General features: G+C 57.4%; 27 protein-coding genes and 1 tRNA gene. 8 read left to right on the plus strand and 20 right to left on the minus strand.

The window, feature by feature from the left end:
- Window positions 1-2: 2 nt before the first annotated feature.
- The 5 genes from pheS to thrS form a co-directional block, all read right to left on the minus strand.
- Window positions 3-1,019, minus strand: coding sequence for a phenylalanine--tRNA ligase subunit alpha (gene pheS, locus ACYZUM_RS15455; RefSeq protein WP_003226365.1), 1,017 nt, complete (start codon window positions 1,017-1,019; stop codon window positions 3-5).
- 109 nt (window positions 1,020-1,128) lie between these two features.
- On the minus strand, window positions 1,129-1,485 hold the full coding sequence (rplT, locus tag ACYZUM_RS15460) for a 50S ribosomal protein L20 (protein ID WP_002553161.1): 357 nt from the start codon (window positions 1,483-1,485) through the stop codon (window positions 1,129-1,131).
- A gap of 28 nt (window positions 1,486-1,513) precedes the next feature.
- Window positions 1,514-1,708, minus strand: coding sequence for a 50S ribosomal protein L35 (gene rpmI, locus ACYZUM_RS15465; RefSeq protein WP_002553160.1), 195 nt, complete (start codon window positions 1,706-1,708; stop codon window positions 1,514-1,516).
- 60 nt (window positions 1,709-1,768) lie between these two features.
- On the minus strand, window positions 1,769-2,320 hold the full coding sequence (infC, locus tag ACYZUM_RS15470) for a translation initiation factor IF-3 (RefSeq protein WP_170929410.1): 552 nt from the start codon (window positions 2,318-2,320) through the stop codon (window positions 1,769-1,771).
- The gene (gene thrS / locus ACYZUM_RS15475) at window positions 2,320-4,242 is read right to left on the minus strand and encodes a threonine--tRNA ligase (protein ID WP_007961251.1); all 1,923 of its coding nucleotides are present in this window, start codon (window positions 4,240-4,242) and stop codon (window positions 2,320-2,322) included. Before thrS ends, infC begins: the two co-directional genes overlap by 1 nt.
- 379 nt (window positions 4,243-4,621) lie before the next feature.
- Between thrS and ACYZUM_RS15480 the strand changes: the two genes are divergently transcribed.
- Window positions 4,622-4,921: a hypothetical protein gene (locus ACYZUM_RS15480; RefSeq protein WP_041066136.1), complete on the plus strand. Its 300-nt coding sequence runs from the start codon at window positions 4,622-4,624 to the stop codon at window positions 4,919-4,921.
- A gap of 292 nt (window positions 4,922-5,213) precedes the next feature.
- The gene (locus ACYZUM_RS15485) at window positions 5,214-5,426 is read left to right on the plus strand and encodes a cold-shock protein (protein ID WP_003179963.1); all 213 of its coding nucleotides are present in this window, start codon (window positions 5,214-5,216) and stop codon (window positions 5,424-5,426) included.
- Between the two features lie 72 nt (window positions 5,427-5,498).
- Here ACYZUM_RS15485 and ACYZUM_RS15490 read toward each other — a convergent pair whose 3' ends face one another.
- Both ACYZUM_RS15490 and ACYZUM_RS15495 read right to left on the minus strand, forming a co-directional pair.
- Window positions 5,499-5,816 (minus strand): I78 family peptidase inhibitor, encoded by a 318-nt coding sequence (locus ACYZUM_RS15490; RefSeq protein WP_086793187.1) that lies wholly within the window; start codon window positions 5,814-5,816, stop codon window positions 5,499-5,501.
- 168 nt (window positions 5,817-5,984) lie between these two features.
- Complete coding sequence (locus tag ACYZUM_RS15495) at window positions 5,985-6,290, minus strand: hypothetical protein (RefSeq protein ID WP_041066130.1); 306 nt, start codon at window positions 6,288-6,290, stop codon at window positions 5,985-5,987.
- Between the two features lie 132 nt (window positions 6,291-6,422).
- Between ACYZUM_RS15495 and ACYZUM_RS15500 the strand changes: the two genes are divergently transcribed.
- On the plus strand, window positions 6,423-6,635 hold the full coding sequence (locus tag ACYZUM_RS15500) for a hypothetical protein (RefSeq protein WP_086793391.1): 213 nt from the start codon (window positions 6,423-6,425) through the stop codon (window positions 6,633-6,635).
- A 33-nt stretch (window positions 6,636-6,668) separates the two neighbouring features.
- On the opposite strand, the gene ACYZUM_RS15505 is transcribed toward ACYZUM_RS15500, so the two are convergent.
- The 8 genes from ACYZUM_RS15505 to ACYZUM_RS15540 all read right to left on the minus strand — a co-directional run bounded on the left by ACYZUM_RS15505 (window position 6,669) and on the right by ACYZUM_RS15540 (window position 14,306).
- Window positions 6,669-7,697 carry a nucleoside hydrolase gene (locus tag ACYZUM_RS15505; RefSeq protein ID WP_108183220.1) on the minus strand — a complete coding sequence of 343 codons (1,029 nt, stop codon included), beginning with the start codon at window positions 7,695-7,697 and terminating at the stop codon, window positions 6,669-6,671.
- A gap of 45 nt (window positions 7,698-7,742) precedes the next feature.
- Window positions 7,743-8,147 carry a D-ribose pyranase gene (gene rbsD / locus ACYZUM_RS15510; RefSeq protein ID WP_108183221.1) on the minus strand — a complete coding sequence of 135 codons (405 nt, stop codon included), beginning with the start codon at window positions 8,145-8,147 and terminating at the stop codon, window positions 7,743-7,745.
- Window positions 8,144-9,061 (minus strand): ribokinase, encoded by a 918-nt coding sequence (gene rbsK, locus ACYZUM_RS15515; RefSeq protein ID WP_108183222.1) that lies wholly within the window; start codon window positions 9,059-9,061, stop codon window positions 8,144-8,146. Before rbsK ends, rbsD begins: the two co-directional genes overlap by 4 nt.
- Window positions 9,062-9,085: 24 nt before the next feature.
- Entirely contained in the window at window positions 9,086-10,105 is a 1,020-nt protein-coding gene (locus ACYZUM_RS15520; RefSeq protein ID WP_108183223.1) for a LacI family DNA-binding transcriptional regulator, read from the minus strand.
- Between the two features lie 3 nt (window positions 10,106-10,108).
- The gene (locus tag ACYZUM_RS15525) at window positions 10,109-11,086 is read right to left on the minus strand and encodes an ABC transporter permease (RefSeq protein WP_041066117.1); all 978 of its coding nucleotides are present in this window, start codon (window positions 11,084-11,086) and stop codon (window positions 10,109-10,111) included.
- Complete coding sequence (locus ACYZUM_RS15530; RefSeq protein ID WP_108183224.1) at window positions 11,083-12,636, minus strand: sugar ABC transporter ATP-binding protein; 1,554 nt, start codon at window positions 12,634-12,636, stop codon at window positions 11,083-11,085. Before ACYZUM_RS15530 ends, ACYZUM_RS15525 begins: the two co-directional genes overlap by 4 nt.
- Before the next feature lie 56 nt (window positions 12,637-12,692).
- Window positions 12,693-13,649, minus strand: a complete 957-nt coding sequence (locus tag ACYZUM_RS15535) for a sugar ABC transporter substrate-binding protein (RefSeq protein ID WP_041066111.1) — start codon at window positions 13,647-13,649, stop codon at window positions 12,693-12,695.
- Between the two features lie 201 nt (window positions 13,650-13,850).
- Window positions 13,851-14,306, minus strand: coding sequence for a hypothetical protein (locus tag ACYZUM_RS15540; protein WP_041066108.1), 456 nt, complete (start codon window positions 14,304-14,306; stop codon window positions 13,851-13,853).
- Between the two features lie 348 nt (window positions 14,307-14,654).
- Here ACYZUM_RS15540 and ACYZUM_RS15545 point away from each other — a divergent pair, with 348 nt between their 5' ends.
- The 3 genes from ACYZUM_RS15545 to ACYZUM_RS15555 all read left to right on the plus strand — a co-directional run bounded on the left by ACYZUM_RS15545 (window position 14,655) and on the right by ACYZUM_RS15555 (window position 16,906).
- Window positions 14,655-15,743 (plus strand): asparaginase, encoded by a 1,089-nt coding sequence (locus ACYZUM_RS15545; RefSeq protein WP_027611548.1) that lies wholly within the window; start codon window positions 14,655-14,657, stop codon window positions 15,741-15,743.
- A 178-nt stretch (window positions 15,744-15,921) separates the two neighbouring features.
- Window positions 15,922-16,212, plus strand: a complete 291-nt coding sequence (locus ACYZUM_RS15550) for a DUF1654 domain-containing protein (protein ID WP_108183225.1) — start codon at window positions 15,922-15,924, stop codon at window positions 16,210-16,212.
- Window positions 16,213-16,216: 4 nt separating this feature from the next.
- Window positions 16,217-16,906, plus strand: a complete 690-nt coding sequence (locus ACYZUM_RS15555) for an endonuclease (protein ID WP_041066103.1) — start codon at window positions 16,217-16,219, stop codon at window positions 16,904-16,906.
- 55 nt (window positions 16,907-16,961) lie between these two features.
- Here the strand turns inward: ACYZUM_RS15555 and ACYZUM_RS15560 are convergent, their stop codons facing one another.
- Window positions 16,962-17,873, minus strand: a complete 912-nt coding sequence (locus tag ACYZUM_RS15560; RefSeq protein WP_108183226.1) for a siderophore-interacting protein — start codon at window positions 17,871-17,873, stop codon at window positions 16,962-16,964.
- Window positions 17,874-17,959: 86 nt separating this feature from the next.
- Window positions 17,960-18,328, minus strand: a complete 369-nt coding sequence (locus ACYZUM_RS15565) for a penicillin-binding protein activator LpoB (protein WP_108184417.1) — start codon at window positions 18,326-18,328, stop codon at window positions 17,960-17,962.
- A gap of 250 nt (window positions 18,329-18,578) precedes the next feature.
- Here ACYZUM_RS15565 and csrA point away from each other — a divergent pair, with 250 nt between their 5' ends.
- The gene (gene csrA, locus ACYZUM_RS15570) at window positions 18,579-18,773 is read left to right on the plus strand and encodes a carbon storage regulator CsrA (RefSeq protein WP_003179932.1); all 195 of its coding nucleotides are present in this window, start codon (window positions 18,579-18,581) and stop codon (window positions 18,771-18,773) included.
- A 223-nt stretch (window positions 18,774-18,996) separates the two neighbouring features.
- Here csrA and ACYZUM_RS15575 read toward each other — a convergent pair whose 3' ends face one another.
- The 3 genes from ACYZUM_RS15575 to ACYZUM_RS15585 form a co-directional block, all read right to left on the minus strand.
- Window positions 18,997-19,452: a DUF2214 family protein gene (locus ACYZUM_RS15575; RefSeq protein ID WP_108183227.1), complete on the minus strand. Its 456-nt coding sequence runs from the start codon at window positions 19,450-19,452 to the stop codon at window positions 18,997-18,999.
- 36 nt (window positions 19,453-19,488) lie between these two features.
- Window positions 19,489-19,752 (minus strand): hypothetical protein, encoded by a 264-nt coding sequence (locus ACYZUM_RS15580; RefSeq protein WP_142579701.1) that lies wholly within the window; start codon window positions 19,750-19,752, stop codon window positions 19,489-19,491.
- A 204-nt stretch (window positions 19,753-19,956) separates the two neighbouring features.
- A tRNA-Val gene (locus ACYZUM_RS15585) sits at window positions 19,957-20,033 on the minus strand.
- A gap of 183 nt (window positions 20,034-20,216) precedes the next feature.
- On the opposite strand from ACYZUM_RS15585, the gene ACYZUM_RS15590 reads away from it, so the two are divergent.
- Complete coding sequence (locus ACYZUM_RS15590) at window positions 20,217-21,500, plus strand: NAD(P)/FAD-dependent oxidoreductase (protein ID WP_108183228.1); 1,284 nt, start codon at window positions 20,217-20,219, stop codon at window positions 21,498-21,500.
- Window positions 21,501-21,533: the final 33 nt, after the last annotated feature.

Below are 21,533 nucleotides of genomic sequence, written 5' to 3' on the forward strand. Positions count from 1 at the left end.
GACTAGCGAAATTGCGCGAGGAACCGCAAGTCGTTGTCGAAGAACAGACGCAAGTCGTTCACGCCGTAACGGAGCATGGCCAGACGCTCGACACCCATGCCGAAGGCAAAACCGGAGAACTCTTCCGGATCGATGCCGGACATGCGCAGCACGTTCGGGTGCACCATGCCGCAGCCCATGACTTCCAGCCAGCCGGTCTGCTTGCAGACGCGGCAGCCTTTACCGCTGCACATCACGCATTCCATATCGACTTCAGCGGATGGCTCGGTGAACGGGAAGTAAGAAGGACGGAAACGTACGGCCAGCTCTTTCTCGAAGAACACCCGCAGGAATTCTTCGATGGTGCCTTTGAGATCGGCGAAATTGATATCGCGATCGACCAGCAGGCCTTCGACCTGGTGGAACATCGGCGAGTGGGTGATATCGGAGTCGCTGCGATACACACGGCCTGGGCAGACGATGCGGATCGGCGGTTGCTTGGACTCCATGGTGCGGACCTGTACCGGCGAGGTATGGGTGCGCAGCAACATGTTCGCGTTGAAATAGAAGGTGTCATGCATCGACCGGGCCGGGTGGTGGCCTGGGATGTTGAGCGCTTCGAAGTTGTGATAGTCGTCTTCGACCTCAGGGCCTTCGGCGATGCCGTAGCCGATGCGGGTGAAGAACTGCTCGACTCGTTCCAGAGTCCGGGTCACCGGATGCAGACCACCGGAGGTCTGGCCACGGCCCGGCAACGTCACGTCAATAGATTCGGCAGACAGTTTGGCAGCCAGTTCGGCTTCTTCAAACAGAGCCATGCGCGCATTGAGAACGCCTGTAACACGCTCCTTGGCAACGTTGATCAGGGCGCCGACTTGCGGACGCTCTTCTGCCGGCAAATTCCCCAGGGTCTTCATCACCTGAGTCAATTCACCTTTTTTGCCAAGGTATTGAACCCGGATTTGCTCCAGGGCATTGATATCTTCAGCGCTTTGCACAGCCTCTAGTGCTTGAGAGACCAGCGCATCCAGGTTTTCCATGTACAGACTCCAGATACAAAATAGGGGAAGAGCTTGAAGGCTCTTCCCCTATTTATGACGTTTAACACCTGACCCCACAGAGGTGGGGCCGGGTGACTGTCGGGGGTACTTAAGCCAAGGTGGCTTTAGCTTTCTCGACAATCGCAGCAAACGCCGCTTTTTCGTTCACTGCCAGATCAGCCAGAACCTTACGGTCGATCTCGATGGACGCTTTTTTCAGGCCAGCGATGAAACGGCTGTAGGACAGACCGTTAACACGAGCACCAGCGTTGATACGAGCGATCCACAGAGCGCGGAACTGACGTTTTTTCTGACGACGGTCACGGTAGGCGTATTGGCCTGCCTTGATTACCGCTTGCTTGGCAACACGGAATACGCGGGAGCGTGCGCCGTAGTAGCCTTTAGCAAGTTTCAGAATTTTTTTGTGACGCTTACGGGCAATGACGCCACGCTTTACACGAGCCATGAGTTACTTCCTCTATTCTTGACTAAAATTAACGAAGGCGCAGCATGCGCTCGACTTTTGCCACGTCAGACGGATGCAGCAAGCTGCTACCGCGCAGTTGACGCTTACGCTTGGTCGACATTTTGGTCAGGATGTGGCTCTTGAAAGCGTGCTTGTGCTTGATACCGTTAGCAGTTTTCAGAAACCGCTTAGCAGCACCACTTTTGGTTTTCATTTTTGGCATGTTCGGATACTCCGCATTCAGTTGATAAACATAATCAGAAGGCCTGCCGTGCCCTGTTGATTACTTCTTCTTTTTCGGGGCGATGACCATGATCAGCTGGCGTCCTTCCATCTTAGGATGCTGTTCGACCGAACCGTACTCGAGCAGGTCAGCTTCAACCCGCTTGAGGAGTTCCATCCCCAGCTCCTGGTGGGCCATCTCACGGCCGCGGAATCGCAAGGATACCTTGGCCCTGTCCCCGTCACTCAGGAAACGTACCAGGTTGCGCAGTTTTACCTGGTAATCCCCTTCCTCCGTCCCTGGACGAAACTTGATTTCTTTTACCTGAATCTGCTTCTGGTTTTTCTTCGCCGCTGCAATCTGCTTCTTCTTTTCGAAGATCGATTTGCCGTAGTCCATCACCCGGCAAACCGGTGGGACTGCGTCAGCAGAGATTTCTACCAGATCAAGCTTTGCTTCTTCAGCAATACGAAGCGCTTCATCAATCGAGACGATGCCAATCTGCTCGCCATCAGCGCCAATTAACCGAACCTCGCGTGCCGAGATATTCTCGTTGATCGGGGCTTTCGGTGCAGCTCGTTTATCTTGTCTCATTTCACGCTTAATAATAATTACTCCGAATCTGGGCGACCACGCCGGGAAACCGCTTGCGCGAGAAACTCAGCGAACTGGGCGACGGGCATCGAGCCCAGGTCAGCACCTTCACGAGTACGCACAGCGACAGTCTGCATCTCGACTTCCTTATCTCCGATAACCAAAAGATAGGGAACCTTGAGCAAAGTATGCTCGCGGATTTTAAAGCCGATCTTTTCATTTCTCAAGTCGGACTTGGCACGAAATCCGCTTTCGTTGAGAGTTTTTTCAACCTGAGCGACGAAATCTGCCTGTTTATCAGTGATATTCATGATCACTGCCTGGGTTGGCGCGAGCCACGCAGGGAATGCACCTTCGTAATGCTCGATCAGAATCCCGACGAAACGCTCGAACGAACCGAGGATCGCCCGGTGCAACATCACCGGATGCTTGCGGCTGTTGTCTTCGGAAACGTATTCGGCGCCGAGACGGACAGGCAGGTTGAAATCGAGCTGCAAGGTACCACACTGCCAGACGCGACCGAGGCAATCTTTCAGCGAGAACTCGATCTTCGGACCGTAGAACGCACCTTCGCCCGGCTGCAAATCATACGGCAGGCCCGCGCTATCGAGGGCTGCCGCCAGTGCCGCTTCGGCGCGATCCCACAGCTCGTCGGAACCTACGCGTTTTTCCGGACGAGTGGACAGCTTCATCTCGACATCGGTGAAGCCGAAGTCGCGGTAAACGTCCATGGTCAGCTTGATGAACGCTGCGGATTCAGCCTGCATCTGCTCTTCGGTGCAGAAAATGTGGGCGTCGTCCTGAGTAAACGCACGTACACGCATGATGCCGTGCAAGGCACCCGACGGCTCGTTACGGTGACACGCACCGAACTCGGCCAGACGCATCGGCAGCTCGCGGTAGCTCTTCAGACCCTGATTGAACACCTGCACATGGCATGGGCAGTTCATCGGCTTGATGGCGTAGTCGCGGCTTTCCGACTCGGTAGTGAACATGTTGTCGGCGTAGTTGGCCCAGTGCCCGGATTTCTCCCACAGGCTGCGGTCAACGACTTGCGGCGTCTTGATCTCGAGATAGCCGTTGTCACGCTGCACCTTGCGCATGTACTGCTCGAGCACTTGATACAGGGTCCAGCCGTTCGGGTGCCAGAACACCATGCCCGGCGCTTCTTCCTGGGTGTGGAACAGGCCCAGGCGCTTGCCGATCTTGCGGTGATCGCGTTTTTCCGCTTCTTCGATACGCTGGATGTATGCCGCCAGCTGTTTCTTGTCTGCCCAGGCAGTACCGTAAACGCGCTGCAGCTGCTCATTCTTGGCATCACCGCGCCAGTAGGCACCGGACAACTTGGTCAGCTTGAAAGATTTCAGGAAGCGAGTGTTCGGCACGTGCGGGCCGCGGCACATGTCGACGTATTCTTCGTGGTAGTACAGGCCCATGGCCTGCTCGTTCGGCATGTCCTCGACCAGACGCAGCTTGTAGTCCTCGCCGCGGGCCTTGAACACTTCGATCACTTCGGCGCGCGGAGTGACTTTCTTGATGACGTCGTAATCCTTGTCGATCAGCTGATGCATGCGCTGTTCGATGGCGGCCATGTCGTCCGGAGTAAAAGGACGCTCGAAGGCGATGTCGTAATAGAAGCCTTCGTCGATAACCGGGCCGATGACCATTTTCGCAGTCGGATACAGCTGCTTGACCGCATGGCCAACCAGGTGCGCGCAAGAGTGGCGAATGATCTCCAGCCCCTCTTCATCCTTTGGCGTGATGATTTGCAGCGTTGCGTCGCTGTCGATGATGTCGCAGGCGTCGACCAGCTTGCCGTTGACCTTGCCGGCCACGGTGGCCTTGGCCAGACCGGCACCAATGGATGCGGCGACCTCGGCAACGGAAACCGGGTGATCGAATGAACGTTGACTGCCGTCGGGAAGAGTAATAGTTGGCATGGCGCCTCCTCTCCTAGTGGTGACCCCTACCAAAGGTCACGTGGGTTGGGATGAGCCAGTACAAGATCCGATCCAGGCCATTCAATGACGAACGCCTGCCTTACAGCGGCAGGAGCCTTGCGGCCAACCGGAAAACCGAACCAGAGTGACTGGGATTCAAATCAGGGTTTCGCACGCTGACCGCTTCGGGGCTGAAGGCCATCCGGAGCCTGAGAACGCTTGAGCCCGGCATGCTAGCACAGATGAGCGGTCATCGAGTCGAAGGATTTTCAGTGCTGAAGATTTGTGCATTTTTGCGGCGCAAAGTGAACTTGGGATATACGCTTTGCCTCAAATAAGCTGAGAATCGTCGCCGATATCAACCCAAGGAGTTTCCGACATGCGCCTTATCCGACTTTTTGCTTACGCGGCCCCGCTGGCCCTGCTACTGCCGCTGAGCGCCAACGCGGCCTGGCCTGCCGGTGTCAAAGCCCAGTACATGAACGACTGCACCGCCGCAGCCAGCAAGAGCGTCAATCCAGCCGAAGCCAATAAACACTGCGCTTGCGGTGCCGATGTGCTGGAAAAGAAATTCACCACGCAAGAGATCGCGCAACTGATGGACAAGAACACCCCGCCAAGTGGTGAACTGGGTCAGCGCGCACTGAAAGAAATCTCGGTTTGCCGAGTGCAGAAATAAGCGCTGACGAATGTTTTTTCGGGCGTCCGGCAGACCAAAAACCGCCAAAAAGACCCCGAAATCGATAATTTACGCAGGTTTTATAGCTTTTTTTACACCCTCTTCTTTCGGCCAAAAGCCACTGAAACCGGGGCTTGCAGACATTTCAGAGGTTGAAATCGATGCAATATGAAAGCAAACAGCACGTCCGGGGGGCTACCAAAGCGAACATTTCGACTATGATACCCGGGTGTGCCCAGTTGGCCTGAGCAGCACAGTACTACTGAAAATATATGTTTCTTGGAGATACACCATGTCTAATCGCCAAACCGGCACCGTTAAATGGTTCAACGATGAAAAAGGCTTCGGCTTCATCACTCCTCAAGGTGGCGGTGACGACCTGTTCGTACACTTCAAAGCTATCGAATCCGACGGTTTCAAAAGCCTGAAAGAAGGCCAGACCGTCTCTTTCGTGGCTGAGAAAGGCCAAAAGGGTATGCAAGCTGCACAAGTTCGCCCAGAGTAATTTCCCGGCGCACTAAAAAAACCCCGTCCATGTGACGGGGTTTTTTATGCCTGCAACAAAAGCGCTCTGCGATCAACCGCAGCTGACGCGAGTGACCACCAGGTTGTTGTCGGTGTTCAGATTCAAGCGATCGGAGCGGTATTCCAGCGTGATCATGTCGGTTGGCTTGAGGAAACGGGCGTTTTGCGCGCCAGACTTGGCACGCGCCTGATCGAGCAGTTCCGGCGAAGCCTTTTTACCGATGGCAAATTCCGCTGCCTTTGCTTCACAGCGGCTGTGACCGGCATCGGTCGCCACAGGATCCTTTGCCGACTCGCTGGAGGTCGTGCTGCAACCGGCCAACATGGCAACGGCCATAAGTGCACCCAGAGACGCGAACTTCAAAGGCATGAAGCCTCCTTCTTTCAAATGGTTAAGCTGAGATCGTGCGACCGCCAATCTGGCGTTTGGTTTCACAACCAATGCTGCCACCCTGCCCCACGATCCGGAAAAACGCTGAGTCTGCCTGAAGAGCGTGCAGCGCATCCTCACACAATCGTCACCGAATATTAACGAAGCTCAATAGACGTCGATGTAGTCGAGCGGCGGATTCGGCCAGTTGTCTTTCAGCGCATTGAAAATCTGCATCACCCAGACTTCATCGCTGGCCGCGACGTTGCCGACATACCCCGAACCCTTGGCCCAGGTCTCCAGGCGAAAGAGCAGGCCATCAATATCCTGCCCGCCGGTCACACCGGACGAAATATAGGCAATCCCCCCCTTGGTCACACGCAGCTGCGTATGCACATCATCGCTGGCCGACGCGAGCAACTGGCGCACAGCGTCGAGTGTGAGGCCGTCGGGGGAATTCAAATCGATCTGCACAGCACATTCCTTGGTTCAGCCGGAAAAGACCAAGTGTCGCATAGCGTCGCGCCCATGCCTAAGTCGCAGTGCCAAACGCCCGACAAAGTGGTTAACTCGCGCTCAGACATTCCCGACTTTTCGAGCGCACTCATGAGCACCGTAAGCATCTCCGCTGACATCAAGGTTTTGTGGCCGAAGGGACACAGTTCGTATAGCCCTGGCAGTTCGGAGGAGCTGGCGCTGATCAGCATCGATCTGCTGGTCAAGACGATGGGAACCCAAGGCGCACAAACGTTTATCGCTCAAGTGTTCGAGCGGTACCAGCATGACGACAAGAGCACGCAGGACACGGAGAGGGATTAAAAACCCGCAGGCTTGCACCTGCGGGTCCTGGCCTTACTTCAAGCGCTTCAGACGCTCAGTCAGCAGATCGAAGAAACCTTGGGCATCGCCATTCTCGACCCAAAATGCGTTTTTCGGCTGTTTCAGACCGTCGTACCAGTCGACCACGGTCTGACCGAATGTGATCCCCTCACGGCTGTCGATGGCCACGTTCACCGAGCGACCAGTGAATAGCTCCGGCTTGAGCAGGTAAGCAATGACGGTAGCGTCATGCACCGGGCCACCCGGAATGCCGTAGTGCTCCATGTCGCCCTTGATGTACTCGTTGAGGATGTCGCCGACAATCTTGCTCGCATTGTTGTTGAGCGCGGCAATCTGCTTCAGGCGGGCGTCGCTGGTGAGGATCTTGTGGGTCACGTCCAGCGGCAGATAGGTCAGTTTTACACCGCTCTTGAGTACCACTTCTGCCGCTTGCGGGTCGGCAAACAAGTTGAATTCGGCCACCGGGGTGATGTTGCCGCCATTGAAGTGCGCGCCGCCCATGATCACCACTTCCTTGATACCGTTAACGATCTCCGGCTCCTGGATCAGCGCCAGCGCCAGGTTGGTCTGCGGGCCAAGCATGGCGATGGTGATGCTGTGCGGCTTGGCTTTTTTCAGGGTATCAATCAGGTAGTTGACCGCATTGCCTTCGGCCAGGCCTTTTTTCGGCTCATGCACGGTGACACCCGACAGGCCTTCCTTGCCATGGATGTTCTCGGCGTAAATTGGCGTACGCATCAGCGGCTTCGGCGCACCGGCGTAAACCGGAACATCCTCGCGCCCTGCCCACTCGCGAGCCAGGCGCGCGTTGCGCGACGTTTTGTCGAGGCGTACGTTGCCGGCCACGGTGGTCAATGCGCGAATGTTCAGTTCATCCGGCGAAGCCAGGGCGAACAGCAAGGCGACCACGTCGTCGGCACCCGGATCGGTGTCGATGATCAGGTCGATCTTTTCAGCAGCCTGAGCGCTGGTGGCGGAAATAAAAGACAAAAGCAGCAGACTCCGAAGCAATTGATGGAGTTTTTGAGCATAGCGGTGCATGGCGCATTCCTTGTGCTGATGAAAATGAAAAGGGCGAAAACCCTATTAGAACGTTACTCCGGCCACCAGCACGATGTTGCAGTACGGCTGACATTCGCCTGTACGAACAATCGCCCGTGCCTGTCGGCTAAGAACCTTGAATTGCTCATGAGTCAGCAGATCGCGCCGACCGAGGGCGCCCTCTTCTTGCAACTCGTCCAGCACAACCATGGCGGTCGGCTGCTTGTCGAGGATTTCGTTGGCCAGCACATGGCTTTCCACCTGCATCTCGCTGAGCACGACTTTCAGGGTACTGACGAAATCCGGAACGCCGTGGGTCAGCGCCAAATCGATCAATTCAACGCCAGGAGGAACCGGCAGTCCGGCGTCACCGATCACTACCATGTCGCCATGGCCCAGGGATGCGATCAGCCGCGACAACGCGACGTTGAGCAAAGGAGTCTTTTTCATGCGGGTTTGAACGCCTGTACGTCGGACATGGTGGGAATGGAAGGCTGTGCGCCGGCCCGGGTCACAGATAACGCTGCAGCGACTTGCCCGTAACGGATCGCCTCAGCCTCGGATTTGCCACTGGCGAGCGCTGCGGCAAAACCACCAACAAAGGTATCGCCCGCGGCGGTGGTATCGACCGCCTTCACCTTGGGCGCCGGGAAATGCTCGAAACCTTTGCCATTGGCAAATAGCGAACCTTGCGCACCGAGGGTAATGATGACCTTGCCCGCGCCCATGGCGATCAACTGGCCGGCAGCGCTTTCTGCGGCTTCCAGCGAATCGACTGGCAACCCGCTCAACGCAGCGGCTTCGCTTTCGTTGGGAATCAGGTAATCGATGGCGGTAAACCAGTCTGCCGGCAACGGACGACTGGCCGGCGCCGGGTTTAAAATCACGGTCTTGCCCAGCTCACGCGCACGCTTGAGCGCATGCCCCACCGTGGCATCCGGGATCTCGAGCTGGCAGATAATCACGTCGGCCGCTTGCAGCACCGCATCAAAACGGTCAATCACCGCCGGGGTCATTGCACCGTTGGCGCCAGCCACGATCACGATGGCGTTCTGACTGTTGTCATCGACCACAATCAGCGCCACGCCACTGGAGTCGGCAACCGTGCTCACCGCCTGACAATCGATCTGCTCGGCCAGCAATGCGTCGCGCAATTGCACGCCGTAGTCATCGTTGCCAACACAGCCGACCATCGCCACCTGCGCACCCAGGCGCGCAGCAGCGACTGCCTGATTGGCGCCCTTGCCGCCGGAAACGGTGGCAAAGGAATGACCGATCAGCGTTTCACCACCCTTTGGCAGCCGTGGCGCCCGGGTGACCAGATCCATGTTCAGGCTGCCTATTACCACTACATTTGCTGGCATACATCACTACTCGTCAATTCGATTTCAGCGGTACTCGGTGAACACGCCTGACAGCGGTGCAGTCGATTCGCGCAAGACAATACTCGGGGTCACGATTCGTTGATCGGTGACCAGACTCGGGGTAGCAATCCTTCGCAGCAGCACTTCGGCAGCCATCTCGCCCAACTGCAGGATCGACTGACCAACGGTGGTCAGCGCCGGGTACACATAACGGCTCATCTGGATATCGTCGAAGCCGATCACCGAAAGCTCGCTTGGCACGCGCACATTGCGCTCGGCCGCCGCACGCAGCACACCGATACCGATCATGTCGTTTCCGGCGAAGATCGCGCTCGGCGGATTGCCTTCGAGCAGGATCGCCGCCGCGCTGTAGCCACCAGTACTGGTGAAATCGCTTTCCAGCATGCGTTCGGGCCGCACGGTGATGCCCGCCTCCTGCAGCGCCCGACAAAAACCGGCCTGACGCATTTGCGCCACGCTGGTGCTCGACGGACCACCGATGGTGGCGATGTCACGATGGCCCAGCTCCAGCAGGTGCCGCGTCGCCAGATAGGCACCATATTCATGATCGATGCGCACCAGATCGGCGTCCACGCCATCCAGTCCACGGTCGACGATGACCATCGGCGTTTTCACCCCGGCCAGCCCTTGCGCGAGCCCGATGTCGCCACCGGCGGAGGCGACGATCAGGCCGTCAATGCGCTTCTCCAGCAGCACGCGCAAATAGCTGCGCTGTTTTTCCGGGTTATCGTCAGAGTTGCAAAGGATCACGCAATAGCCGTTACGCTCACAGTAATCCTCGATACCCCGAGCCAACTCGGCAAAATACGGGTTGAGGCTGTTAGGCACCAATAAGCCAATGGTCGCAGTGGTCTTGGCTTTCAGTGAGCGCGCCACGGCACTTGGCACGTAATCGAGGCTTTTGATGGCCGCCTCGACCTTCAACCGCACCTCCTGACTGACCGGCCGGGTCTTGTTCACCACGTGAGAAACCGTGGTGTAGGAAATCCCCGCGAGCGCCGCCACATCCTTGATCGTTGCCATGACTTAGCCCCGTCGACTGGCGCGTTGACTGCGATAGGTATCGAGTACCACCGCAATGACGATCACCGCACCGGTGATGATGCGCTTGGTCGGCTCGGTCGCACCGATCTGCGCCAGACCGGCGGCGAGCACCGAAATGATCAACACGCCGAAGAAGGTGCTGATCACCGAACCACGCCCCCCCATCAGGCTGGTGCCACCAATGACCACGGCGGCGATCACTTGCAGTTCGAGGCCGGAGCCGGCATTCGGATCCGCCGCTTCCAGACGGGAAATCTGGAACAGCGCGGCGATGCCCGCAAGCAGCCCCATCAGGCTGAACACCAGAATCTTGTACGGTTTTGGATTGATCCCGGCCAGACGCACCGCTTCTTCGTTGGTGCCGATACCAATCAGGTAGCGACCGAACACGGTACGGGTCAACACCGCTTGCGCGATGAAGATCACCAGCAAGGCAATGATGAACGACGGCGAGATACCGAAGGCGATCGGGTTCGACAGCCAGGCAAACGAATCACCGATGTAGGCGGTGCGCGAACCGGTCATCTGATAAGCCAGTCCACGGGCCATTTCCAGCACACCGAGCGAAACGATGAATGACGGAATACGCCACGCCACAGTGATCGAACCGGTCACCGTACCCGCCAGTGCAGCCACCGCCATTCCAAGCAGAGCGGACGGCAACACGCTCCAGCCCCAGCCGAGAATCGCTACGCTGACTGTCGAGGCGGCAAGTGCCAGCACCGAACCGACCGACAGGTCGATGCCGCCGATGATCAGCACGAAGGTCATGCCCACCGCCAGCACCATCAGATCGGGGATCTGGTTGGCCAGCGTGCTGAAGGTGTCATAGGACAGAAAGTGGCTGCTCATGACCGAGAACAACGCCACCATCGCCAACAAGGCACCCGCCAGGCCCAGATAGGTGCCAAGACCGTAGAAATTGCCACCACGTTTGCCGGCAGAAGATGCAGTTTTCATGGGAGTTCCCTAGGCGCCGCTTCATTGAGCTGCGCATCACGTTTTTGGTAGCCGGCGAACGCGGCAGCAAGCAAATCATCCTGGGTCCAGCTGTCGCGCTCGAAGGTATCGATCAAACGCCCTGCCGACAGAACGCCGATCCGGTCGCAGATCAGCATCAGCTCGCGCAGGTCACTGGATACCACCACCAGCGCCTTGCCCTGACGTGTCAACTCGCCCAGCAAGGCATAGATATCGAACTTGGCACCCACATCAATGCCGCGAGTCGGCTCGTCGAACAACAGCACCGAGCAATCACGCTCCAGCCAGCGCCCGATCACGACCTTCTGCTGATTGCCGCCAGACAGCTCGGAAACCAATTGGGTCGGGCTCGAACTGCGGATGCGCATGGCGTTGATCTGACGCTGCGCCAAGGAAATTTCGTTGCTGTTATTGACGACCCCGGCCCGGGAAATTTCCGGCATGTTGCCCAAAGCAATGTTGGCGCTGATCGACTGACTGAGCAGCAGGCCTTCGCCCTTGCGGTCTTCGGTGATCAGGGCGATGCCGTGCTTCACTGCATCAACCGGTGAACGCACACTGACCTCCCGCGCCGGCGAACCCAGCGCGATCGTGCCGCTGTCGGCCAGATCGGCACCGAAGATCAGCCTTAGCAATTCAGTGCGCCCGGCTCCGATCAGCCCGGAAATCCCGAAAATCTCGCCAGCACGCACTTCAAAGGAAACATCGCGCACCTTGTCGGAGCGGGTCAGGCCCTTGACCGTCAGGGCTGGCGCGCCAATCTTGCGCGGGCCCATGTCGATGTGTTCGCCCAGCTCACGGCCGACCATCAAGGTCACCAACTGCTCACTGTTATAGTTGGCCATCGGCTCGACGCAGACCAGATTGCCGTCACGCAGCACAGCAATGCGTTGCGCAACTCGGGCCAGCTCTTCCAGGCGGTGGGAGATATAGATGATCGCAACGCCTCGCGCCTGCAAACGGGTGATCTGCTCAAAGAGCATTTCCACTTCACGGGCAGTGAGCATGGCCGTCGGCTCATCAAGAATCAGCACATGACAATCGCCGATCAGGTTGCGCGCGATCTCGACCATCTGCTGATGCCCGATACCCAACTCGCCGACCAGAGTGTCCGGATCAATCGCATCGAGACCGACCTGCGCCATGGCTTCGATGGCGGCCTTGCGCAATTGCTTGCGACTGATCCAGCCGCCGTTGCTGGGCAGGTTGTCGAGAAACAGGTTTTCCGCCACCGACAGGGTTGGCAGCAGATTGAGTTCTTGCATGACCATGCGCACGCCCAGCTCTTCAGCCTGGGTACGGCTGCCGGGGCGGTAGTCTTTGCCCTGGAACTGCATCTGGCCTGTGGTCGGCGTAACCAGACCACCAATGATCTTCGACAGCGTGCTTTTACCGGCACCATTCTCGCCGGTCAGCGCCAGCACTTCACCGCGCATCAGCGTCAAGTCGATGCCCGTGAGCACCGGCTGCGCATAGGTCTTACCGATACCGCTGACCGAGAGGACAGCGTTCGGGGCGGAAACTGACATAAAAACTCTCCATGCGCTCGTCCGGACGGACGAGCGCCGTTGTGTCGCCGGAAGACTTACTGGGTGACCAGCTCGACTGGCGTTTCGATCACGCCATTGGCGCCGCTGTCGACTTTTTCGCCCTTGAGGATTTTCAGCGCGGTCTCAATACCGAACACAGCCTGCTTGGCAGCGAACTGATCGGCCGTCGCCAGCACGCGACCGTCCTTGAGCATCGGCTTGATCGCGTTGATATTGTCGTAACCGACCACTTGTACCTTGCCCGCCTTGCCGGCAGCGCGCACAGCGGAAACAGCGCCGACAGCCATGCTGTCATTACCCGCCAAGAGCGCTTTCACATCCGGGTATTCGCTGAGAATCGAAGCTGCAACCTTGTTGCCCTTGTCGATTTCCCAGTCGCCCGATTGCAACGAGACCACCTTGATCTGCGCCGCATCCATCGCATCCTTGAAGCCGGCGGTGCGCTGCTGGGCGTTGGTGGTGGTGGACACACCTTCGATGATGCCGACTTCGTCACCGGCCTTCAGTTGCTTGGCCAGGTACTCACCGACCAGACGCGCACCCTTGCGGTTGTCCGGCCCTACGAATGGCACACTGATATTTTTGCTTTTGACGATTTGCGGATCGAGCTGGTTGTCGATGTTGATCACGGTGATGCCGGCATCGACGGCTTTCTTGATCACCGGCACCATGGCCTTGGAATCGGACGGTGCAATGACCAGCGCGTTGACCTTGGCCAGAATCATCTGCTCGACGATGCGGGTCTGGCCGGCGGTATCGGTCTCGTCCTTGATGCCGTTGGAGATCAGGTCGAAATCAGCGGAGTGTTCTTTCTGGTAAGCCTTGGCGCCATCTTCCATGGTCAGGAAGAATTCGTTGGCCAGGGATTTCATGACCAATGCGACTTTGGGTTTTTCCGGGGACTCGGCGAAGGCCGAAGAGACAGGTAGTGCGGCGGCTGCGGCAGCCAGCATAGCGACAGCAAGAAGACGTCCAGCGAATGGCAGCTTCATGGGTTCACTCCGATCTTATGATTATTGTGAGCAACGCTCGCGCTGGCGTAGGCTTCAGCGCTCTCTTCCGGCCAATAGTGCACCGGGGAAGCCGCGCAAACGTTTGCGTAGACCGAACTATGCGAATCCCGCTGACATTTGTCAACAATCAGAAATCATCGTTTTATTGCAGGGCGAATCGTCGGATTCGCCCTTCCCCGCTTAAGCCGTGGTGCTGACCAGGTTGCCGCTGGTTGAATCCTTGGACATTTCCTTGACCAGTGCCGCCGCGACTTCCATCAGCGCGCCGCTGGTTTGCGCGATCTGGCCCTGAACGGACATGACCGCCTGTGACTTGGCCTCGGGCGTCGGATAACTTGCCGCCTGCGCCGCCGCCAATTGCTGTTGCTGTTCTTGCAGTTGCTTCTGCAATTCCTGCATCCGCTTGAGCAGCATTTTGACGGTGATGCTCAGGCTATCGCCGCTGTCAGCATTACTCGCCTGGCTGGCTTCTTGCGCAGGCCCACCGGTTCTGACCTGGTTGCTTTGCTCTTTTTCAACGCCCAGCGCCTCTTCGGATGCGTCTGCTTCCGCCTGGTTCATTGCATTGATTGTCGCTGCGGTTTTACCGCCGATGGTGACTGCGCCGGGATGTGAAAAACCGATCGTCAGTGACATGTGAACTCCCTAAATAATCGTTTCCTTTAACACCCATCGGCCTGCTGACGGGTTTCTTTAGCAGAAAAGCCGAAACCGGGAAGCCGTTTCGTTCACCAAGGCCTGTAGTCCTTTTCGGTGAACCGAACATGAAAGGCCCCAATATTCGGAAACCCGGACAGGTGATCGGCCCAACCATTGGCCATTTCAAAAAAACCTGATGCAAATCATGAAGTTAAACATCTCTCTGAAGCAAAGTAGCACTGGTACGGATCCTGCTCCCTAGCCTGCACCCGAGCATTCAGATCGGCTCGGGGCGCATCTAGATGAACCTGCATCAGCACCGTCTCACTACTAGAGAGAAAAATAATGAAATCTGCTTTCAACACCTTGGTACCGGGCGCTTTGGCCCTCCTCCTGCTCCTGCCAACCGCCCTTCAGGCAAAAGAAGTCGAAACCCAGACCAAACTCGCCAACGTCGTGGTACTTGCCACTGGCGGCACCATTGCCGGTGCCGGCGCCAGCGCAGCCAACAGCGCCACTTACCAGGCGGCCAAGGTTGGCATTGAACAACTGATTGCCGGCATCCCCGAGTTGAGCAAACTGGCAAACGTGCGTGGCGAACAAGTCATGCAGATCGCCTCGGAAAGCATCACCAACGACAACCTGCTGCAACTGGGTCGCCGCGTATCGGAACTGGCCGACAGCAAAGACGTCGATGGCATCGTCATCACCCACGGCACCGACACCCTGGAAGAAACCGCCTACTTCCTCAACCTGGTAGAGAAGACCGACAAGCCGATCATCGTCGTCGGCTCGATGCGTCCAGGCACCGCCATGTCGGCGGACGGCATGCTCAACCTGTACAACGCCGTCGCCGTCGCCAGCAGCAAAGAAGCGCACGGCAAAGGCGTGCTGGTGACCATGAATGACGAGATCCAGTCCGGTCGCGACGTGAGCAAAATGATCAACATCAAGACCGAGGCGTTCAAAAGCCCTTGGGGTCCGCTGGGCATGGTGGTTGAAGGCAAATCCTATTGGTTCCGCTTGCCAGCCAAGCGCCACACCATGGACTCGGAATTCGACATCAAGAACATCAAGAGCCTGCCTGACGTAGAAATCGCCTATTCCTACGGCAACGTTGATGACACCGCCTACAAAGCACTGGCCCAGGCCGGCGCCAAGGCCATCATCCATGCCGGTACCGGTAATGGTTCGGTTTCTTCGCGCGTAGTGCCGAGCCTGCAAGCCCTGCGCAAAGACGGCGTGCAGATCATCCGCTCGTCCCACGTGAACGCTGGTGGTTTCGTTCTGCGTAACGCCGAACAGCCTGACGACAAATACGATTGGGTCGTCGCTCACGACCTGAACCCGCAAAAAGCTCGGATCCTGGCCATGGTCGCCCTGACCAAAACCAACGACAGCAAAGAGCTGCAACGGATGTTCTGGGAATATTGATTGACCCTCGCCTGAGCCTTTCCGGATCGGGCAACCTGCTCACCACTCGCCCGCGCGGCGGGTGGTGCAGCCACCTACGCTGCGCGCGACTTTTTCGCACAAAATAATCGACCCGGCTTACACCAAAATCGCAAAAGCGCTGTCAGAGGATTTTCTTGAATTTTAAGCAGTTGCGAAAATGCTTACAGTTAAATACTGTATACACGTACAGCTTAATAAGGATAACCTCGTGGCCACCTCCCCTGATGCTCCTGACGCTTACGAACGCATGGGTATGCGCGTTCAAAAAATCATCAATTCCCCTACCGCACAAAAAGCCAAAGCCGCCTTGATCTTCCGTCTGCCGGACGAGCCTGTGGATGCATGGGAGCAACTGCTCGAGGAAATCGACGAGAACGACAACGTCACACTCGCCTATCGCGACGATGGCGGCGTGCAGATTTTTTGGGTTGTGCCGAAGGAAGATTGATTCAATGAGTGTCCGCTGTTTTGCATTATTGTTGCTGTTCATCGCTTTTGGCGCCCAGGCTGGCGCTCCCCGCACCTTTACCGAGGCCAAGAAAGCCGCCTGGAAGCTGTATGCACCGCAGTCCACCGAGTTTTACTGCGGATGCAAATACACTGGCAACAAGGTGGACTTGAAGGCTTGCGGTTATGTGCCACGCAAAAATGCCAAGCGCGCTTCGCGCATCGAATGGGAGCACATTGTCCCGGCGTGGGAATTCGGTCACCAGCGTCAATGCTGGCAGTCGGGCGGGCGCAAGAACTGCACACGCTACGACCCGAGTTATCAGAAAGCCGAAGCCGACCTGCACAACCTGGTACCGAGCATTGGCGAGGTCAACGGTGATCGCAGCAATTTCAGTTATGGCTGGCTGCCGGTGCAATCCGGTCAGTATGGCTCGTGCCTGACTCAAGTCGACTTCAAGGCCAAGAAGGTCATGCCTCGCCCGTCGATTCGCGGCATGATCGCGCGCACCTATTTCTACATGAGCAAGCAGTACGGCTTGCGCCTGTCGAAACAGGATCGGCAGCTTTACGAAGCCTGGGACAAGACGTACCCGGTGCAAGACTGGGAACGCCAGCGTAATCAGAGCGTGGCGTGCGTCATGGGACACGGCAATGAATTTGTCGGCCCGGTGAACCTGAAAGCCTGCGGCTGACCCTCCAGCTCAAAGGAAAAGGCCTCGAACGTGATGTTCGAGGCCTTTTTTGTGCCTAACTGCCAGCCTTGTCGTAGCGCCAGTAGCCCATCAGATTGAGTGACTCACGGGGGATACCGCATTCCTTGATCAGGTATTTGCGCAGACGCATGACCGCAGCACTTTCGCCGGCAATCCAGCCATAAAAACCTTCGGGGGCCGTGTTGGCGATCTCCCAGAGAATGTCTTTGTCGATATCGACTTCGGCGAGTTCGGCTGCTTGCCCGACCGATGAATCCTCTGCAGGCAAGAACGCCTGCTGCACCGCCTCGACCATCAGCGCGCCAGCCACTGCTTCTGGCCCCTGATCGCGAACCAGCCACTGCACCGCCAGCCCGGGCCAGTCTGGCACCGAGAGTATGTCTGCCAAACTGTCGACTTCAAAGTACGCCTGAGTCTGGGGCGGCTCAGCCATGGCGGACAATTCTTCAAGAATACCCATCGCCGCCGGCAATGCCGTGGCATCGGCCACCAGCAAAACCTGTTTGAGTAGCTTTGGCGGTTTCCATTCGAACCCTCCGGCGTCCTGCGCGGAAAAACCGCTGCCGGGAGCAAGAATCTGCATCGACGCTCCCGGCTGCGCACGCAGCGCCCAGCGCGACGCGGGACCGGTCTCGCCATGCAGGACAAAATCGATGTCGACCTCGCCCAGATCAGCGCGTAAATGACGAATGGTGTAAGTGCGCATTGCCGGTCGACGGCTCGCCAACATCGAACGAAAACGCGCGTACCAGCCCTCCTCCTGTGCAAGGCTCGCAGGGGATCCATCTTCAGCAGGGAAGAACAGTTTGACGCGCTGATCCGGCGCCCAAGTGGCCATGCCACCTATTGAAGGGTCGGCGAGCGTGATCCGCATCATGTGCGGACTCACCAGCGTCTTGCGGCGCAAAACCGCATTGAAAAGCTTATAGGGAGCGGCGGAGGCCATGCGGAGCTCCTTCGAGAAATCGTGATTGACTCGTATAAGACGAGTCGACTGCGATGTCCTTTAGGCCGCTCCGCTGAAAGTGCGGCTTACGGTGCGAGCGGATGCTCGACGATCACCGATTCGACGTTCTGCTTCTTGGCCTTCACCAATGCTGCATCCACCTCGACCTTGCGCGCTTGCGCGTCGGCCTGGGAGTTGAACGGACCAATCAGGATCCGCGTCTTGCCGCTGCTGTCCTTGATCACGGTCGGCACGAACGCATGCTCGATCAACCAGCCACTCAGGTCGCTGACAGCCTGAGGTGTTTCGCCGCGCACTTCGAGGTCCCACTGCGCAGAAGATGCCGCCACAGGCGCGGCTGCGACTGTCGTTTTCGGCTTCTGCACGTCTACACTCTTGCCTTCGCCACACCCTGCCAATGCCAGTGCCGCGACCATCCAGACCAATTTGCGCACAACGCTTTCCTCGAAAATCACAAAGCGGCGATCTTAACATTCATAAATACTTCGCGAGGCCCGCAAAATGGGCACAAAACAACGAGATTGATGATTGCAGCCTCTGTATAGTTACGCCCTGGGAATTAATGCCGCATCTGCGCGTCAGAAAGAGGCACCCAAACCGTGAGACTTCGCACTAATCTATACGTACCACCGACCTCTGCACTGTCTGAATCAGGTGCCCTACAAAGCAATCAAGGAGAAGACCATGCTGATACTCACCCGCAAAGTCGGTGAAAGCATAAATATTGGTGATGACATTACGATCACCATCCTCGGCGTAAGCGGTCAGCAAGTCCGTATCGGCATCAATGCTCCGAAAAACGTTGCCGTACACCGTGAAGAAATCTATCAGCGCATTCAGGCCGGCCTGACCGCCCCGGACAAGCCACAAACGCCCTGAACCGCATTGCAGTCAGTAGCCAGTTCGTTTGCTTTGCATAATGACTGGCTAGAGATACACGCGCCGTATTGCCATCCGCTCCCCAGCCCACTGGGCACGGCGCCTGACACATCCCATCGCTCTACTTCATTCGCCCCCGTCCTCCCCTGCAGCGCGATACTACCTGCGACTGCCCAGCCTGGCTGTCAGACATTTCCGAGAGCACACAGGGAATTGCTCCTTGTTAGCCGAACGTCACGCCGCGCGCCATGCCGGTGGCTGCAATCACCATCAATACCAACAACAGCGCCTCGACGTGACTGATCCGTGCATACAGCTTTGCACGCGTGGTATCGAACACCTTGCCTCGCGCCAATGCGATCCGCCATTTGACCAGCGTGATCATCGGCGCCAGCTCAATCAACAGAAGCAGCACGAACAACGTCATCTTCAAATGAAACAGCGGCTGGTGCAGATAGTAGTCAGCGCCCTTTTCAAACCCGCCAAAGGCGCGCATGCCGCCAGTCACCAGCAGCACCAGCGCAGCAATGCCCCACAGATTATCAGCGAGCAAAACCCGCTTTGCTTCACCGACGCCAGTCGCCAGACGACTGAACGCCGTGCCACGGGTCAACACGGCCCAGAAGCCCAGTGCAAAAGCCAAGAGATGAATAGCGGCGAGAAACCAATGAACCAGCATCGACGAACTCCTTGAGAAAGCCGTGGAAAACGCCAGTCAGTAGTAGTCGAAAAAAACCGGTTTCGCCCGCACACAGCAGTGGGACTGGAAAGCTTCGCGCAGGAAGCAAGGGGACAGAGAACGGGATTGGCCAAATCGCAGGCAAAAAAAATCCCAAGCAGCTGATGGAAGCTTGGGATTTAAAAATGCATAAACCGTGGTGGTGAACGCGGGGCAGATGTTACTGAAGTTCACGATCAGCAACAACATTTTTTTGATCACCGGCCGGTTAAAAATACGGGTAACCCCTTCAATATCCACACTTTTTCGACGGATCCAAAAAAAGCACAGAACGCCATATCAGCAGGTCGTGTTATTTCGAAACACGCTAAGCGGTCAGGGTAACGAAAGATCGGATGGATTGAGGCGAGCGCCTGGAGCAAGGCTTTGACAAATCGCAGACAACAAAAAAGGGCCCACCTTTCGGTGAGCCCTTCCAGACCGCCCAGCAGAGCGGATTTTGTTTGGTAGGCGCGATTGGACTCGAACCAACGACCCCCACCATGTCAAGGTGGTGCTCTAACCAACTGAGCTACGTGCCTGCTGTGAGGCGGCATTCTACGGAATTCCGGAGGGGTGTCAACACCTTTTTTTTACCTAACCCTATGAATATGCAAAATATTTAATTTCGGGCCGGTAGATAAGATTTTCCGGTGGCTGGCGGAGGTTTTTCAACTCGGGTAGGATCGGCGCACTCGTAAAATATATTAAACAGAGGCTGCAGGATGGCGAACACCCCTTACCCAGAGTCTTATTACGCTGCGTCGGCCAATGCCGTACCGCCACGTCCGACCTTGCAGGATGATGTGGAGACGGATGTCTGTGTGATCGGCGCCGGGTACACCGGGCTGTCCTCGGCGCTGTTTCTGCTGGAAAATGGTTTTCGCGTCACGGTACTGGAAGCGGCGAAGGTCGGTTTCGGTGCGTCGGGGCGCAATGGCGGGCAGATCGTCAATAGCTATAGCCGCGACATCGACGTCATCGAGCGCACAGTCGGCCCCAAGCAAGCACAACTGCTCGGGCAGATGGCCTTCGAAGGCGGTCGGATCATTCGTGAGCGCGTGGCCAAGTACAACATCCAGTGCGACCTGAAGGACGGCGGCGTGTTCGCCGCCCTCTCCGCCAAGCAGATGGGTCACCTGGAATCGCAGAAGCGCCTGTGGGAGCGCTTCGGCCACACGCAACTGGAACTGCTCGACCAGCGCCGCATTCGCGAAGTGGTCGCCTGCGATCAGTACGTCGGCGGCATGCTCGACATGAGCGGTGGTCACATCCACCCGCTGAACCTGGCGCTCGGTGAAGCCGCTGCGGTGGAGTCCCTCGGCGGCACGATTTATGAGCAATCGCCGGCCGTGCGCATCGAGCGCGGTGCCAACCCGGTGGTGCACACGCCACAAGGCAAGGTCAGGGCCAAGTTCATCATCGTCGCCGGCAACGCCTACCTCGGCAATCTGGTGCCGGAATTGGCAGCCAAATCGATGCCGTGCGGCACTCAGGTGATCACTACCGAACCGCTGGGCGAAGAACTGGCAAAATCCCTGCTGCCACAGGATTACTGCGTCGAGGACTGCAACTACCTGCTCGACTACTACCGCCTGACGGGCGACAAGCGCCTGATCTTCGGCGGCGGTGTGGTTTATGGCGCGCGGGACCCGGCGAACATCGAAGCGATCATCCGCCCGAAAATGCTCAAGGCTTTTCCGCAGCTCAAGGACGTGAAGATCGACTACGCCTGGACCGGCAATTTCCTGCTGACCCTGTCGCGCCTGCCGCAGGTCGGACGCCTTGGCGACAACATTTATTACTCGCAGGGCTGCAGCGGCCACGGCGTGACGTACACGCATCTGGCCGGCAAAGTGCTGGCGGAAGCGTTGCGTGGTCAGGCTGAGCGTTTTGATGCGTTTGCCGATCTGCCGCACTACCCGTTCCCGGGCGGGCAGTTGCTGCGCACGCCATTTGCGGCGTTGGGTGCGTGGTATTACGGGTTGCGTGACAAGCTGGGGTTCTGATCAGTTTTCTTGACTGGCAAACAACTGTGGCGA

Source organism: Pseudomonas sp. m6p, assembly GCF_055760375.1.

Bases quoted from the DNA above. Each gene is read 5' to 3' on its own strand.
- ACYZUM_RS15530 (WP_108183224.1), bottom strand. From the start codon at position 12,636: ATGTCAGTTTCCGCCCCGAACGCTGTCCTCTCGGTCAGCGGTATCGGT.
- ACYZUM_RS15525 (WP_041066117.1), bottom strand. From the start codon at position 11,086: ATGAAAACTGCATCTTCTGCCGGCAAACGTGGTGGCAATTTCTACGGT.
- ACYZUM_RS15535 (WP_041066111.1), bottom strand. From the start codon at position 13,649: ATGAAGCTGCCATTCGCTGGACGTCTTCTTGCTGTCGCTATGCTGGCT.
- ACYZUM_RS15590 (WP_108183228.1), top strand. From the start codon at position 20,217: ATGGCGAACACCCCTTACCCAGAGTCTTATTACGCTGCGTCGGCCAAT.
- ACYZUM_RS15545 (WP_027611548.1), top strand. From the start codon at position 14,655: ATGAAATCTGCTTTCAACACCTTGGTACCGGGCGCTTTGGCCCTCCTC.
- ACYZUM_RS15550 (WP_108183225.1), top strand. From the start codon at position 15,922: ATGCTTACAGTTAAATACTGTATACACGTACAGCTTAATAAGGATAAC.
- rbsD (WP_108183221.1), bottom strand. From the start codon at position 8,147: ATGAAAAAGACTCCTTTGCTCAACGTCGCGTTGTCGCGGCTGATCGCA.
- ACYZUM_RS15480 (WP_041066136.1), top strand. From the start codon at position 4,622: ATGCGCCTTATCCGACTTTTTGCTTACGCGGCCCCGCTGGCCCTGCTA.
- rpmI (WP_002553160.1), bottom strand. From the start codon at position 1,708: ATGCCAAAAATGAAAACCAAAAGTGGTGCTGCTAAGCGGTTTCTGAAA.
- ACYZUM_RS15540 (WP_041066108.1), bottom strand. From the start codon at position 14,306: ATGTCACTGACGATCGGTTTTTCACATCCCGGCGCAGTCACCATCGGC.
- ACYZUM_RS15485 (WP_003179963.1), top strand. From the start codon at position 5,214: ATGTCTAATCGCCAAACCGGCACCGTTAAATGGTTCAACGATGAAAAA.
- ACYZUM_RS15555 (WP_041066103.1), top strand. From the start codon at position 16,217: ATGAGTGTCCGCTGTTTTGCATTATTGTTGCTGTTCATCGCTTTTGGC.
- ACYZUM_RS15575 (WP_108183227.1), bottom strand. From the start codon at position 19,452: ATGCTGGTTCATTGGTTTCTCGCCGCTATTCATCTCTTGGCTTTTGCA.
- ACYZUM_RS15500 (WP_086793391.1), top strand. From the start codon at position 6,423: ATGAGCACCGTAAGCATCTCCGCTGACATCAAGGTTTTGTGGCCGAAG.
- ACYZUM_RS15560 (WP_108183226.1), bottom strand. From the start codon at position 17,873: ATGGCCTCCGCCGCTCCCTATAAGCTTTTCAATGCGGTTTTGCGCCGC.
- ACYZUM_RS15520 (WP_108183223.1), bottom strand. From the start codon at position 10,105: ATGGCAACGATCAAGGATGTGGCGGCGCTCGCGGGGATTTCCTACACC.
- ACYZUM_RS15490 (WP_086793187.1), bottom strand. From the start codon at position 5,816: ATGCCTTTGAAGTTCGCGTCTCTGGGTGCACTTATGGCCGTTGCCATG.
- ACYZUM_RS15505 (WP_108183220.1), bottom strand. From the start codon at position 7,697: ATGCACCGCTATGCTCAAAAACTCCATCAATTGCTTCGGAGTCTGCTG.
- pheS (WP_003226365.1), bottom strand. From the start codon at position 1,019: ATGGAAAACCTGGATGCGCTGGTCTCTCAAGCACTAGAGGCTGTGCAA.
- thrS (WP_007961251.1), bottom strand. From the start codon at position 4,242: ATGCCAACTATTACTCTTCCCGACGGCAGTCAACGTTCATTCGATCAC.
- rbsK (WP_108183222.1), bottom strand. From the start codon at position 9,061: ATGCCAGCAAATGTAGTGGTAATAGGCAGCCTGAACATGGATCTGGTC.
- rplT (WP_002553161.1), bottom strand. From the start codon at position 1,485: ATGGCTCGTGTAAAGCGTGGCGTCATTGCCCGTAAGCGTCACAAAAAA.
- csrA (WP_003179932.1), top strand. From the start codon at position 18,579: ATGCTGATACTCACCCGCAAAGTCGGTGAAAGCATAAATATTGGTGAT.